The organism is Gemmatimonadota bacterium, assembly GCA_026706845.1.
Lineage (GTDB): Bacteria > Latescibacterota > UBA2968 > UBA2968 > UBA2968 > VXRD01.
The window spans coordinates 1-14,098 of the sequence record JAPOXY010000106.1 but is presented as its reverse complement, the minus strand read 5'-3'; the positions used below and the strand labels follow the sequence as shown (position 1 = coordinate 14,098).

16 protein-coding genes are annotated in these 14,098 nt (G+C 48.7%); all 16 read left to right on the top strand.

Annotation, left to right across the window (positions count from 1 at the left end; genetic code table 11):
• The coding region (locus OXG87_10700; protein MCY3870019.1) for a phosphotransferase at positions 1-317 on the top strand (317 nt) is incomplete at its 5' end.
• Positions 318-576: 259 nt separating this feature from the next.
• Positions 577-1,143, top strand: coding sequence for a hypothetical protein (locus OXG87_10695; protein MCY3870018.1), 567 nt, complete (start codon positions 577-579; stop codon positions 1,141-1,143).
• Positions 1,144-1,156: 13 nt separating this feature from the next.
• On the top strand, positions 1,157-2,149 hold the full coding sequence (locus tag OXG87_10690) for an aldo/keto reductase (protein MCY3870017.1): 993 nt from the start codon (positions 1,157-1,159) through the stop codon (positions 2,147-2,149).
• A 73-nt stretch (positions 2,150-2,222) separates the two neighbouring features.
• The gene (locus OXG87_10685) at positions 2,223-3,011 is read left to right on the top strand and encodes an aminoglycoside 3'-phosphotransferase (protein ID MCY3870016.1); all 789 of its coding nucleotides are present in this window, start codon (positions 2,223-2,225) and stop codon (positions 3,009-3,011) included.
• 162 nt (positions 3,012-3,173) lie between these two features.
• On the top strand, positions 3,174-3,563 hold the full coding sequence (locus tag OXG87_10680) for a type II toxin-antitoxin system RelE/ParE family toxin (GenBank protein ID MCY3870015.1): 390 nt from the start codon (positions 3,174-3,176) through the stop codon (positions 3,561-3,563).
• Positions 3,550-3,834: a helix-turn-helix transcriptional regulator gene (locus tag OXG87_10675; GenBank protein MCY3870014.1), complete on the top strand. Its 285-nt coding sequence runs from the start codon at positions 3,550-3,552 to the stop codon at positions 3,832-3,834. Before OXG87_10680 ends, OXG87_10675 begins: the two co-directional genes overlap by 14 nt.
• Before the next feature lie 288 nt (positions 3,835-4,122).
• On the top strand, positions 4,123-4,473 hold the full coding sequence (locus tag OXG87_10670; GenBank protein ID MCY3870013.1) for a hypothetical protein: 351 nt from the start codon (positions 4,123-4,125) through the stop codon (positions 4,471-4,473).
• Between the two features lie 234 nt (positions 4,474-4,707).
• Positions 4,708-6,777, top strand: coding sequence for a DUF5916 domain-containing protein (locus OXG87_10665; GenBank protein ID MCY3870012.1), 2,070 nt, complete (start codon positions 4,708-4,710; stop codon positions 6,775-6,777).
• A gap of 23 nt (positions 6,778-6,800) precedes the next feature.
• Entirely contained in the window at positions 6,801-8,519 is a 1,719-nt protein-coding gene (locus OXG87_10660) for a Stf0 family sulfotransferase (GenBank protein MCY3870011.1), read from the top strand.
• Between the two features lie 60 nt (positions 8,520-8,579).
• On the top strand, positions 8,580-8,939 hold the full coding sequence (locus OXG87_10655; GenBank protein MCY3870010.1) for a VOC family protein: 360 nt from the start codon (positions 8,580-8,582) through the stop codon (positions 8,937-8,939).
• Between the two features lie 186 nt (positions 8,940-9,125).
• Positions 9,126-9,911 (top strand): class I SAM-dependent methyltransferase, encoded by a 786-nt coding sequence (locus OXG87_10650; GenBank protein MCY3870009.1) that lies wholly within the window; start codon positions 9,126-9,128, stop codon positions 9,909-9,911.
• A 168-nt stretch (positions 9,912-10,079) separates the two neighbouring features.
• Positions 10,080-10,442, top strand: coding sequence for a VOC family protein (locus OXG87_10645; protein ID MCY3870008.1), 363 nt, complete (start codon positions 10,080-10,082; stop codon positions 10,440-10,442).
• Positions 10,443-10,950: 508 nt separating this feature from the next.
• Complete coding sequence (locus OXG87_10640) at positions 10,951-11,160, top strand: hypothetical protein (protein ID MCY3870007.1); 210 nt, start codon at positions 10,951-10,953, stop codon at positions 11,158-11,160.
• Positions 11,161-11,282: 122 nt separating this feature from the next.
• Positions 11,283-12,449, top strand: a complete 1,167-nt coding sequence (locus tag OXG87_10635) for an SDR family NAD(P)-dependent oxidoreductase (protein MCY3870006.1) — start codon at positions 11,283-11,285, stop codon at positions 12,447-12,449.
• Between the two features lie 52 nt (positions 12,450-12,501).
• Entirely contained in the window at positions 12,502-13,098 is a 597-nt protein-coding gene (locus tag OXG87_10630) for a hypothetical protein (protein MCY3870005.1), read from the top strand.
• Positions 13,099-13,188: 90 nt separating this feature from the next.
• Positions 13,189-14,098, top strand: a 910-nt coding sequence (gene trpD / locus OXG87_10625; protein ID MCY3870004.1) for an anthranilate phosphoribosyltransferase, incomplete at its 3' end; no start/stop codon positions are given.

Here is a 14,098-nt window from a genome sequence, read left to right as displayed (position 1 = left end):
ACGACCTCTGGTACAAACACATCTATCATGATCCCTCGACCGGAAGACTTACTGGAATCATAGACTGGGGGGACGTCGAAATCACGGATCCCGCTAAAGATTTCTATGGGTTCTGGGTTTACGGAGAGTCATTTCTCGACGAGGTCCTGTCGCACTACGACTTCGGTGACGCGAATCTAAAGGACAGATCCTTTGAGCACTTTTGGGGAATCGCTATTAGTAGCTGGTTTAGCCGTCCCCCAGGCGGGCGATTCTTCAGGCGATCAACGTGGCAAGGTAGGCCGACCTCGGAATGGCCTATGGGGCAGGTGCGGTGAGGGCAGGTCCCAAGTGCTGAACAGGCTGCGGATCAAAGGCGATTTCCGCTAACCGGTATTTTCAGGTACATAGTAAATGCCCAAACTCAACCTGCCATATGAATTCATCTCGGTCCAACTGGCCTTTGCCAGACGTATGGCCGAATTGTCTCACAGACCCCTGGAAGACACCCTGATTGACTGCACAATGCTCCGGACACTTTTGAACATTCGAGTCACGAAAGAGACAGCGCAAGAAAGTGAGGCCTGGCAGAGCTTTTTGAGAGGGCTACGAAATGCGAGTGAGCCGGATCGCTGGGCATACGACCACTATCTCGAGCGCGAGAAAGACGAACCGCCAATCAATGTCCTGGACGGCTTTGGGTGTTTCTGGTACAGCTACCCCTTCCGGAATGAACCCAGAGTCCGTCTTCACTTTCGTAACGTTGACACTTCTGGAAAGGGCGCTCTGAGCCTTGAACGTGTCGGTGTCAGACGTCGTGAGCTAACCCGTCTTCTTCGAGACGTAAGGGAGAAGCATACGGAAGCAGAGACCGTGCGCGGAGGCTCGTGGCTCTACAACATCGATGCCTATCGCCGTCTGTTTCCACCGGAGTACCTCGCTTCGGCCAAGCCTGTTGGATATGAGCTTGCGTTCTGGGCGCTGTGGGGTCAATTTCTGCGCGGCGGATTCCGCCCGGATATTGAGGCGATTAATCGGTTCCAAACTGCAACCGCCATAGCCGACTCACCTGAAGAATGCGAACGTTGCTTTACCTACGAGGTTTTGCGGCCAGAATGCGACATTCAGCACTTCTACAGGCATTTCAAGATACTCGATATGTAACAAAGGAGCCTTCATGTCCGACTTCCCATCCCAATCGCGTTACGACAGCATGACATATAGACGGTGCGGCAACAGCGGTATTCAACTCCCCCTACTCTCTCTCGGCCTGTGGCATAATTTTGGCGGCATCGATGTGTTTGAAAACGGGCGTGCTATTGTGCGCACCGCCTTCGACCACGGCATCACGCACCTGGATCTGGCCAACAACTATGGACCGCCCTATGGCTCTGCCGAAGAGACCCTCGGTCGCATCCTCCATCTTGACCTATCGCTCTACCGGGACGAACTAATCATCTCCACCAAGGCTGGATTTGATATGTGGCCTGGACCCTATGGCAATTTTGGCTCGCGGAAATACCTTGTTGCCAGCCTCGATCAAAGCCTCAAACGCCTGGGGGTAGATTATGTCGATATCTTCTACCACCATCGCCCTGATCCCGACACGCCACTTGCAGAAACCATGGGTGCTCTCGATTTCACCGTCCGTTCAGGTCGTGCCCTCTATGTTGGCATCTCCAATTATCCGCCTGACCAAACCAAAGAGGCAGCGCATATCCTGCGCGACTTAGGTACGCCCTGCCTGATCCATCAGCCCAAATACAATCTGCTTACCCGACAACCTGAAAACAATGGCCTCTTCGACGTACTGCAAGAGGAAGGCATCGGCTGCATCGCCTTCTCCATCCTCAACAGCGGCATGCTCACCGACAAATACCTGGACGGCATCCCCGCAGACTCTCGTGCCGCTCGCCCGGGTCACCCGCTCAAAAATCGCCTCAACAAAGAATTCCTCGGCAAAATCAGCAAGCTCAACGACCACGCCTGCGCCCGCGGCCAAACCCTCGCCCAGATGGCCATCGCCTGGGTCCTCCGCCAGGAGGCAGTCACGACCGCGCTTTGCGGAGCCAGCCGCCCCGAACAAATCGAGGACAGCGTCGGTGTACTCGAAAACCTGAATTTCACCGAAGATGAACTCCAGACAATCGACAATATCTTAGCGATGTAAATGACCTGCTGAGATTACTGTAACAGTCCGTTAATCCCATGGTGATGAGAGTAGCCTGATCGGGAGTTGCGCATTGAAAGTCGAAAATCTTCCAACTGCTGTCCAAGCCCATCTGGCGGGTTTTGAGTCAGATGGGGAAAATCTCCGGACAGCATCGTGTGCCGACGTGTTCCGGTACACTCACCCACGCAAACAGAATTTGTTCCTCAAAGCACGAGATACGCGTGCGGCACCACAAGAATCCGATCTTCTGGCCGAGAAAACGGCAATGTCCTGGCTCCAGGGAAAATTGAACGTTCCTCGCGTGGTCTGCTTCCACGAAAAAGGTAATACTCAGTATCTGCTCATGACCCAAATCACTGGTGTATCAGGGATCCACCAGGATGCCAAAAGTGATGTTCCGGGTCTCGTACGCCTGTTTGCTCAGGGCCTTCGTGAAATTCACGCAATAGCAGTCGATTCGTGCCCTCTGGATTGGCGAATGGACCGCTATTTTGCGTGGGCGACAGACTTGATTGACTCAGGCGTACTGGACGGTCAGATACCAGATGGCGAAACGAGGAATGTTCTCCGGAATGAGCTGGACAGCATACGAGCCGACCTGCCACCAGAGGACCTGGTATTCACCCATGGGGATTATTGCCTACCCAACGTAATGATCCACGATAGTCGTTTAAGTGGCTACATTGATTTGGGCTATGCGGGCGTCGGAGATCGGTATCTCGATTTTGTCGCAGCTCACTACACCATTCGTAGAAATCTTGGACATGAGTGGATTCCTTTGTTTTTTCAGGAATATGGGCAGGAATTGGATCAGGCCAGATTGAGCGTATATCAAAGAATCCATGACTTTGCCGACTGAGAAAGATTCGGATACGTTGCTTGATTCAGCCCCTAAAATCTTCCAAAGAGGTTTAATTTTCAATGAAGAAGATTCCATATGGAAACGACATCTATCTGGAAAAAAAATGTGTTGCTTAATTTTTAGGCTTGAATTCACATCATTTATGATGTATCATTTTATATGAATCGAAAATGGTACATCATCTATTATGAGACCTCAGATGGGCATTGTCCTGTTCAGGAATTCATAGACGCCAGGAAAGAACGAAATCAAGCCAAAACGCTCAGTTGGATTGCACAGCTAGAAGGTCAAGGCCCGAATCTGCCCAGGCCCTATGCAGACCTGCTGGAAGATGGAATACATGAACTGAGAGTGAGACTATCTGGAGATCAAGTAAGGATTCTCTATTTCTTTTGCTTCAGAGATTTTATTGTCTTGACCCATGGGTTTGTGAAGCGAACAGGGCGTGTGCCTCAATCTGAAATTGATTTATCCAAAAAGTATCGAGCTGATTTTCTGGCTCGCTATGACGAACAGAAATTAAAGGAGGAATTCAATGAGGAGTTTTAGGAACCATCTTAAAGAAAAGCTAAAAGACGAGCGTTTCCGGCGAATTTACAAGGAGGAGAAGCAACTGGCAGAGCTATCGCTGAAGATCTATCACCTACGCGAACAGATGGGCCTTTCCCAAAAGGAAGTTGCCAGACGCGCGACGATCACTCAGCAGCAGTTATCGAAGGTAGAGAATGGGATCAATTGTAATATGACGACCTTTTTGAAAGTGTGCCAGGCACTTGACTTAAATATTGAACTGGAGCCGCTCCAAGCAGATCGACTGTGAGCGAAGAAATATAAAAAACGAGGGTGCGTTTGCACGTCTATATGCGCCCGCGACATTCCTTGTGGATAGGCTTCTCTCACTCGTGGCCTTCTGTGCTGCTTTTTATTTGATCAAGGGTGGAGAACGGACCTCATCGGAGCACAATCTGGGCGTTTTTCGCAGCCTTGGTGCAACCTTTGGGAATAGCCGCGTATTTGTCTATCTTCTGATGGGGTTCGCAGGTCTGTTTGCCTTCGGGATTTTCGGAGTGTTTGTGCCCACAAAGGGCGAGGTGTTGGGACTCGATGCGTGGGAAATCGGTCTAATTCTGGACACACGCATATCTTTGAAGTGACCGAAGGGGTGACCAGAGAATACCAGATTTCGCCTTCAGATTTTGGGATAGCCAAACGGGATTACAGTACGATTCCAGGTGGTGATAGTGACGAGAATGCAGAAATCTTCCTATCTCTTTTACAGCACCAAACTCCCGAACCGATTCTGGATCTGGTGTGTTTGAATGCCGGTGCAGCTTTCTACTGTTTTGGACGCACAGATTCGATTGAGAAAGGCTTTGATCTGAGCAAAGATCTCTTCGCAAAAGAGTTGGTTCAAGAGAAATTTCTTGAATATAAACGACTGTCCAGCAAGCAGAAGTGAAAGACAAAAAAATAGAAGGGTGTGAGGGCTGTCCCTCTATTTCTTCACTGATGACAAAAACATCTCCCAAATCCCACCCCGCTAAATCGCGCACAAAAAGCAATATCCTCAATTGCCAACTTTCCTCAATAGCTCGGTCGGAAAACCTAAATCCCCTTCCATTTGTCTAAACCACATGAATCTTGTCTTCCTCACCCTTATGACTTGTAATGCCCAGATCAGGAGGCAAAAACGGTGGAGAAAGCCAAACAGGTGCGGTGGTCATGCGCGATAATTTGGGTCCCAATTGTGCTGCTGGCTCTACCGCTTTTCGCTGAAACGCAAAGCTCGACGCGTACCATCAGTGCCACATGGACGGATAATCCCCCTATTATTGATGGCGAACTTACAGACAGTGTCTGGCAACGCGCCCAAATTGCAACCAATTTCTTTCGCGCAAAGGAAGGAAGCATCCATCCGGCGCAATTGAATACGGAAGTCAGAATTTTGTACGATGAGCACATGCTCTATATCGGCGTATATTGCGATGAGCCGGACATGAAGAGTTTGCGCGAGACGAAAATTCGCCGGGATTCCGCGATCTGGCAGAATGACTGTATCGAAGTGATGCTTGATACCTATCGCGACCGTCGCAACTGCTACGTTTTTGGAATCAACACGCTCGGCACACAGATGGACGAGCGGGTCAGTAATGAGAGTGTCTTCGACCTGAGTTGGGATGCAAAATGGGAATCAAAAATAAAAAAATACCAAAATCACTGGACCGCAGAATTTGCGATCCCGTTTCGCATGCTCCGTTTTAATCGACACAATACAACGTGGGGAATCAACTTTTGGCGGACACATCCGATAAATGGTCAATCCTATTCGTGGGCACGCACCGATTTTTTCGGGCGCGTATCAGAGTTTGGCGATTTGACCGGATTGAATTTCGGAAAGATCAAAACAGAGCAGAAGATCGGTATTCTCCCCTACGGGACCTATCGTGCAATAGAAAATCGTTCCAATGACCACGATGGTGGTTTAGACCTGATTCTCCCGATCTCGACGCACCTCACCTCGAATGTGACTTTCAATCCCGATTTTTCACAATTGGAAAGTGACCCGACGCAAATTAACATATCAAGTGACCGGGAGTTGTCTCTCCCAGAACGCCGTCCATTCTTCAGGGAAGGTGCTGAACTGTTCAGGCTGCCGCTCAATTTATTCTATACCCGCCGCGTTCAAGAAATCGATTTTGGTGTAAAAACAGCAGGTAAAATTGGCGGTTCTAATTTCGCGGTCATCAACACGTACGGCAAAATGATCGATCGGTATGATGCAGATAAAAAAAAGCAGGCAAATCTTTTGGGCGGGCGGGTTAATTACGACATCGGCGAGCGCACTGTCATCGGCGCAATGGGAATCCATAAACACCAGGCAGATCGAGATGTGGCACTCCTATCGCTCAATGGTCGATTTGGACTTCATCGAGACTGGACTGTAACGTCGCAGTATGCTGTCGATTTCATCGATGGCGAAACGCATCGGGCGTATCACACCGCGATGGAATGGCTTCATGAAGGTTGGCTAACCGAAATTGCGTTTGAAGAAATTCAGGACGGTTTTCGTCCAAATGAGATGGGACTCGAAGATGAGGCATTCCGTCGGGGCCGTGCTCGCGTGAGGTACAGACACGAGTTTCCAGAGGCGAATCTCGTGCAGTCATTTGGTGTTGATATGCGCCATTTTTACCAAACCAATGCACAAAAATTGCTGCGGGAACGGCGGAGTGAGTTCCGTTTTGATATTGATATTGGCCGATTTGATTTCTTCACCTATGGTGGGTTTGGCATGCTCCGCGAAGTCGGTCAACTTTTCGATACCAGGTTTATCGGCTCAGTGATTGATTATCAGGCACCGTGGTGGCACCTGGAGGTTGCAAATCGTTTCGGAACCCGTCGAGACGATTTCAACCGATTTACCAGCTTCTCTGCAGGTGTCAACCTCTTTGGCAAGTTGACCGCTGATCTCGACCTGGATAATTTCTTTTGGCGTACACATCGAAATACGCTAATTTTCCGGCTCCGCAGTAACTATCAATTGACCCAAAAGATCGGTTGGCGCATTTTTTTTGAACGCGTAGATGAACGGTTGCAGGATGAGATCAGCTACAATTTCAACGCAATCTTTGACTACGAGTTCACCCCAGAAAGCCACTTCTACTTTGTGTTTGTTGATAGACTCCCAGGTGGACGAGCTGTGTTTACAAAGCTCGCGTATCTTTTTGAAGTCAGTTTCCCAGATTTTGGTCGATTTTATTAAGAAGCTGTTTTAAAGAAGAATCAATGAAAGAGTCAGAGAGATCAAGAGGCAAGCAGGAAAGCGTACGTCGGATGGGACGCACCGATTCGTACTTGATCTGTGCCACCCCACGCACAGGCAGTACCTTGTTGTGTGGATTGCTGGCGTCTGCGGAAGTCGCGGGTCGTCCTGAGTCATACTTCCGCCAGCCCGACGAGCAAATGTGGGCCGCCCGATGGGACATTGTCCGCTCGTCTGATGGGATCTTTGAATATTCCGAATTCGCGCGAGCGGCCCTTGCTGCAGGCAGGACCGAGAATGGCGTGTTTGCCGCAAGGATTATGTGGGGAACTTTGGACTATATGGTCGACAGATTGGGCACGGTCTATCCAGCTATCACTGGTGGCGATATCGACCTATTGAACCGAGCGTTCGGCCATACGCGCTTTGTCTATCTCCAGCGCGACGATGTTCTGGCGCAGGCCGTCTCCTGGCACCGCGCCGAGCAAACCAACGTCTGGTTCGAGACTGATCAGGCGAGATCGGAACAGCCAAAACAAGAACCCAGGTTCGACTTCGACCAGATCTGCAAGTTGGTTCAGATGATCAATGAGCACAATGCAGCATGGCGGGCGTGGTTTGCTTCGGTTGGTATTCAGCCTTACCTTGTGCGGTACGAAGACCTTGCGACCGATCCCGTCGGTGTGACCTGTGGCATCCTTGACTTCCTCGGCCTCAAGCTACCACCCGGGCGCGAGATTCAGACACGCCACAGGCGTCTGGCTGACGACCTCAATGCCCAATGGATTGACCGCTACCGAGCTGAGCAAGCAGAACGCTTGAGTGTGTCTTCGGAATCTGAAAAGGGCAAATATGAGTCATTGGATCCCATCTCCCTGATAAAGGAGGAAAACATGGCAGATTCCCTGCATTTCGTCCATATCAGTGACACACACTTAGGACATTTGAGAGATTGGGTCGCGTTAGGCAACAATCCATTCCGTAATCTATTGCGGGTCCTTGAAGCTATAAACAGCCTGCCGACGCGACCCCAATTTGTGATTCATACAGGGGATGTAGCGAATCATAATACTGAGGTCGCCTACGAACTGGCGGCAGAAGCATTTTCTCAAATCAACGTCCCAATCTACTTTGTAACAGGCAATCATGACACGCGTGATTATATGCGCGTGCATCTAACAATGGGTCCTAAAGAGGATGTACTATCCAATTCAGACCTGAACTGCTATCGATTCTCATATCAGGGCGAACGGTTTCTGGTGTTAGATACCCAGCAGCCATACGAAGAGGCCGGTCACTTTGGTAAAGTAACAAAAGATCAGCTTGATTTTGTTCGCGCGGAGGTTAGCCAGCAGAACGGCTCGTTGACTGTTTTTATGCATCACTCGCCCCTCGATTTGGATTCCAAGTGGTATTCTAGAGACGTGGGCATGCTTAATGGTACTGAATTGCATGAAGCACTGTTGCCTGCAAGAGAGCGTCTTCGAGGTGTTTTCTTCGGTCATGTTCATCGGGGGACCCATATCCACAAGGATGGCATTGCCTATATCAGTGTAGGCAGCACCTTTTGCCAACTCAACTATTGGCCTAATGAACAGGAAGTGAACTTTGACGAAGAGCACCCGCCGTGCTTCAACTTTGTCACCTTTCATGAGGATAGGATGATTGTCAAGGAGCATTCGGTCTCTCTAAAAGAAATGCTCGCACCCACCAAACCCAACACCTTCAAAACAGCTTCCTAGAGACCTCCGCACCTGGGATTGCTGTTGAGACATACTTACAGGGTAAAATTGGAGGTTCTCATGCACAAGATGGTGGAGAATATAATCCCGATTCTCAGCTGCTCAGACTTTGACAGCAGTCTGGAATACTATCAGAACGCTTTGGGTTTCAGGGTGGATTGGACGCACGACGGTTCGTTTGCATCCGTGAGTCGAGATGATTGGACGATATATCTCAGTGCCAATCCAGTCGGCGAGGCACATGGTACGGTTTGGATAGGCGTCGAAGACATTGAAGGACTTTATCATGAGCTTACATCGTCGGGCGCGCACATAAGAGGAGAGTTGATCGATAATCCCTGGGCGTGCGAGTTGCATGTCGTAGATTTGGACGGCAACCTGCTCCGTTTTGGAGGTGAACCACGAACCGGCAAGGGTTAGCTAAGTGATACACCAGTCTCGGATTGGGCAACGTCAGTTAACAGCACGATTTGCGCCTTGGCTTTTTGGCAATACGCTGCGCGAGTTCGCAAACCGGCAGGACATTATATGCCTTGGCAGCTTTTTGACTGAGCATGCAGGAATGCGGGGATACAGCAGAACCGTAGAGACATTTGGAGATCCAAAATGGACGATCGTGCGTTTTCAGAGATTCGGGATATGCTGGATCAAGGGATTGCCATCAAGAAGACGCGGGAGCAAGTTAACCAGGGTTTTCGGGATGTGGCCGACGCTTTCAATTTTTTTCCAAATGCGAGCAAGGTCTCACCCGACTTCCAGTACACGCACGAACTCATGTTCCGAACTATGGCCACCCTTGTTCCCCCCGCCCCTTCCGTTCTGGACCTGGGAGCTGGTACGGGCAGGCTCTCGAAGCTTGTTTTGAGTCGGTTTCCCCAGAGCCAGGTTACGCTCTTGGATGTATCGGAAAAGCTTCTGACGGAAGCAGCGAGACAGCTAGAGGAGATCGGTGCCGAGTTCAGAACCGTTGTCGGGGATTTGTTCGCAGATGATGACGTACAACTTGAAGCCGATTCGTTCGATTGTGTGGTCTCATCGTATGCGCTGTGTCATGGCAGGCTAGAATCGGAATACGAGGGTCTATACACACGGATTCGCAGTTGGATCAAGCCAGGCGGGTGCTTTCTGTGTCTTGATCACGTTCACGGCTCAAAAGCAGAACTGACCATGCTTGGATTCGAGGATTGGGCTGAGTTGCTTCGACGAAACTTTCCAGAAGATAGAGTTGAGCCGATCCTGAAGAACTCTTTGATAGAAGATTCTCCATTAGATATTCCTCATCATCTCTCTCTGCTATCAAAAGTCGGGTTTGAGAGAGTTGATGTGCTTTGGAAGAAAGGTCTGTTCGCTCTCTACGGAGGCTTCGGAAAGGCGGAAGAAACCCGACCCTGATCTTCCCTTACCGTTTCTTATGCGATCCAAACCTACCACAGGCATATAACAGGTCCACTTGTGCTGTGGCGCATTTGCGCCATGGTCTTCAGCAACCCGCTTTGCAGGTTCGCAACCCGCGAGAATGTTACACGCAAACCGGATTCGCATCTTAGGCTGGAAAGGGAAATGATTAAGAGCTTACACCACGCACAGATTACGGTACCCAGGGGCGCTGAGGATGCTGCGAGGGAGTTCTATTGCGGCATTTTAGGGTTACCCGAAATCGAGAAGCCGGAATCGCTTAAGGCCCGAGGTGGATTGTGGTTGCAAGTCGGTGATCGCCAGGTTCACGTAGGAATCGAAGAGGGCGTGGATCGGCTGGCTACCAAGGCACACCTGGCCTACGAGGTGACAGACATCTCTTTTTGGAGGTCTCTGCTTGCTGAGGCGGGCGTCGAGATAGAAAAATCCATCGCAATTCCCGGCATCAATCGCTTCGAATTTCGGGATCCTTTTGGGAATCGAGTTGAAATCCTCATGCAGACTTAGGTAGTGTCTGAAAACTCGGTTTTACGCCCAAAAAGTGTAGCGCGTCCAGACGACTCGGTACACCATGTCGGCATTGTCTATAATGTGACTGTTGGTTTGCTCGATCTCAGGTTCGAACAAGACGGCTCAACTGATCGTTGCGAGTAGTGCACCGAGAGTCGGACCCGGTCCTTGCCCCTCACTCCGCTGGGGGCATTCGCAGTTGACTTGGCCTGGTCGAGGCCTTAACCGCGTTCTGTTGGTGAAGTGGAGGCAACGCACAACAAGAAGTTCAAGTTCGTTCAGTATACTTGAGCATAGAGAAAATTTCGCTGGAAATGACCGGTATCGGAAGCTATATTGTTACGAGAGTAGCCAAACCGAAGTCGATTCGAACCGTACATATTATTCTGGAAAATTTGACTCCAGATGAAGAATTGGCCTGAATTCGACGGAGATCAAGAGGCACTGGAACACTGGCTGATCAAGCGGGACAAAACACGACGTGGAATAGTAGAGGTGGTCAGCGATGATTCAGAACGATCAGGAGCTTGATGCGACCAAGGAACGCATCCAATATTTTCAGCGACAAGTAGAAAAGCTTCGACAGGTCGAAACCAATCCACAGAACTATTGGTTATCGGCAGGAGGCTATCTGGCCGAAATAGATCGGATGAATCTCGAGGTGAGAGAGTATCTTTCGCTTTATCCAAGTGAACGAAGAGAGCGGGTTACCTGAGTTTATTATAGAACAAGTTTTGTGATATAGATCCCCGTTCAGTAGGTTCTGACGGGGATTTTCTTTGCCAAACACACCGTTGTTGCGCTGCGTCGCCCTACGCCCAAAAACAAGGACATCTCATGAATTTCACGGTTGTTCTTGAATATACTCCGCGCAGCCCCCAAGATGAATTGCCGTTCACAGAGGAGACATTCTGTCGGCGTAGTATCCCATTTACTTTCAACATCAAAGAAGTGGGGATTGCTTTGGTTGAGTTGTGGGATTTTGGTTGGGATGATGGCCCCTTTGACGAAGAACTTGGCGACCGCAGTTTTGAACGGGGTCGCTCCCATGCAAAAAGAAAACGCCGTATTATCGAGACAAAAATCGGGCCATTAGTAAATGCACTTCGCAAAATGGAATTGGAGGAATCTATGGCAAACTTGAATGGAAAGATCGCCCTTGTCACTGGAGGAAGTAGAGGATTGGGACAAGGAATCGCTCTTGTCTTGGGGGAACATGGATGTACGGTCTATGTTACTGGTCGTAGCACAAAAGAAGACTCACAACGCCCTGAATGGCCTAATGCAACAATTGATAAAACAGCACAATTGGTGACAGAGATGGGTGGAAAGGGAATCCCAATTCAATGTGATCATACAGATGATGATCAAGTCAATGGCGTTTATGAACAAATCAAGGAGGAGAAGGGTTATATTGATATTCTTGTAAATGTCATCTGGGGCGGCTACGACAATATGGAGAATTTCAGCAAGCCCTTCTGGGACCAGCCGAATTGGCGCATTGATAAAATGTATCAGACAGGCGTTCGCACCTCATACACTGCTTGTCGAATAGGTGCAAAACTAATGCTTCCTCGAAAACAAGGACTGATCATCAATATTACTTTCTGGGATCAAGACAAATATCTTGAACCAGTGCCCCAGGACTTTGCTTTGACTGCAATGGGTCGGCTTATGTTCGCTATGGCTCAGGAATTGAAGCCTCACAATATTGCATCTATTGCTCTTTCTCCAGGCTTCATTCGAAACGAAGGGATGTTATCCCAAGAGGAAATTCGAGGTGAATATCAAAGGCCACCTGTTGTCTCTCAAAATCTACCACCAAAAACTGAATCAACCCAATACGCAGGTAGAGCTGTCGTCGCCCTTGCTTGCGACCCGGATATTATATCACGAACAGGGCAGGTTCTCAATGTTGGAAACCTATCTCGTGAATATGGATTTACAGATATCGACGGTACGCAGCCACCCCCTTACCAGATTGAATGGACGGGAAAGCCTTGAATCCGTTCCAAAAGAAGCACTGTTTTGACTATAGACAGAGGTTTAATTTTTAATGAAGAAAATTCTATTTGGAACGGCTAATAAAGAAAAAATTCGTCATGTTAGACATATTTTATCGCCGTTTGCAATTGAAATTCTGGACCCTATCCAATTGGGACTAAAATTAGATGTAACTGAAGACGGCGATACCCCTGAAAAGAATGCGATCAAAAAGGCAATAGCTTATTATCAAACATCGGGCCTCCCATCTTTTGCGATCGACTCTGGGCTGGTGATCAATGGATTGTCAAATGAGGAGCAACCCAACGTTTTTGTCCGGCGAATTTGCTCCCAAGATCAAGAGATTACAGATCAGCAGATTATTGACCATTACATAAAAAAAGTACGTTCTGTTGGTGGCTCAACTTTTGGCATCTGGCACAGTTGTATTGCTCTGTTTCATAGTGAGGCTACTCCCCTTCTTCACAGTTGGCAAATGGAAGTGCTATTTACTTCAAATCAAAGCCAAAAAACTACTCCTGGTGCGCCTCTCAATTCGATAATGTGCGATCCTGATAGTAGATGTTATTTTTCAGACATGGCTTATATAAATAGGCCGGATTCCAGGGTTATTATGAGTTTTTTTGATCGCAATCTGGATAAGTGGTAAAATTGTCACACCTACATCGGCAATGGCAGCCGTTTCACACTCAAGGCAAGCTTCTGGATAAAAGGACTATCTGAATAGGAAGCACTACCTATGATCTCGAAATACATTGATAAACTCAGAGAGGGTGAATCTCTCCAAGCCGATGAGGCTGAACAATGTCTGAGTGCAATCCTGGAAAGTAACCTGCCAGACGAACAGATCGCAAAACTGCTCATAGCGTTCTCTGAGAAGGGCGAGACTGCCGATGAAATTCTCGGATTTTCGAGAGCTTTATTGACCAGAGCAAGACCTGTACCACTCTCTTCCGACGTCATTGATTCGTGTGGTACAGGTGGAAGCGGTTTAAATCGATTCAACGTATCGACAACCGCCGCGTTCGTTTTATCTGCTGGCGGCGTTCCGGTTGTGAAACACGGCAATAAAGGCTCAAAGAGACCGAATGGAAGCTTTGATTTGCTGGAAAAACTCGACTGTGAGTTTGATTTCAGAGATGACCGTTTAGAGGACATTTTCAGGAGAACGAATGTATGTTTTCTATTTGCTCGCACATACCATCCAGTAATGAAAAAAGTTGTAACTGCCAGACAAATGGTTGACAGGAGGACAATTTTCAATCTCAGCGCTCCATTATGCAATCCTGCCAATCCTCAATATCAGATACTCGGAACAATTGATGTCGATATGGGCAGACAACTGGTAGAAGTCCTCCGCCATCTTGGGCGTAAACGCTTTTTGATTGTTATCGGAGAGCCAGGGATTGATGAGATCTCCATTTCTGGACACACGCATATCTTTGAAGTGACCGAAGGTGTGACCAAGGAATACCAGATTTCGCCTTCAGATTTTGGGATAGCAAAACGGGATTACAGTGAGATTTCAGGTGGTGATAGTGACGAGAATGCAGAAATCTTCCTGTCTCTTTTACAGTACCAAACTCCCGAACCAATTCTGGATCTGGTGTGTTTGAATGCCGGTGCAGCTTTCTACTGTTTTGGACGCA

Bases quoted from the DNA above. Each gene is read 5' to 3' on its own strand.
- OXG87_10690 (MCY3870017.1), top strand. From the start codon at position 1,157: ATGTCCGACTTCCCATCCCAATCGCGTTACGACAGCATGACATATAGA.
- OXG87_10680 (MCY3870015.1), top strand. From the start codon at position 3,174: ATGAATCGAAAATGGTACATCATCTATTATGAGACCTCAGATGGGCAT.
- OXG87_10675 (MCY3870014.1), top strand. From the start codon at position 3,550: ATGAGGAGTTTTAGGAACCATCTTAAAGAAAAGCTAAAAGACGAGCGT.
- OXG87_10660 (MCY3870011.1), top strand. From the start codon at position 6,801: ATGAAAGAGTCAGAGAGATCAAGAGGCAAGCAGGAAAGCGTACGTCGG.
- OXG87_10655 (MCY3870010.1), top strand. From the start codon at position 8,580: ATGCACAAGATGGTGGAGAATATAATCCCGATTCTCAGCTGCTCAGAC.
- OXG87_10650 (MCY3870009.1), top strand. From the start codon at position 9,126: ATGGACGATCGTGCGTTTTCAGAGATTCGGGATATGCTGGATCAAGGG.
- OXG87_10645 (MCY3870008.1), top strand. From the start codon at position 10,080: ATGATTAAGAGCTTACACCACGCACAGATTACGGTACCCAGGGGCGCT.
- OXG87_10640 (MCY3870007.1), top strand. From the start codon at position 10,951: ATGATTCAGAACGATCAGGAGCTTGATGCGACCAAGGAACGCATCCAA.
- OXG87_10635 (MCY3870006.1), top strand. From the start codon at position 11,283: ATGAATTTCACGGTTGTTCTTGAATATACTCCGCGCAGCCCCCAAGAT.
- OXG87_10630 (MCY3870005.1), top strand. From the start codon at position 12,502: ATGAAGAAAATTCTATTTGGAACGGCTAATAAAGAAAAAATTCGTCAT.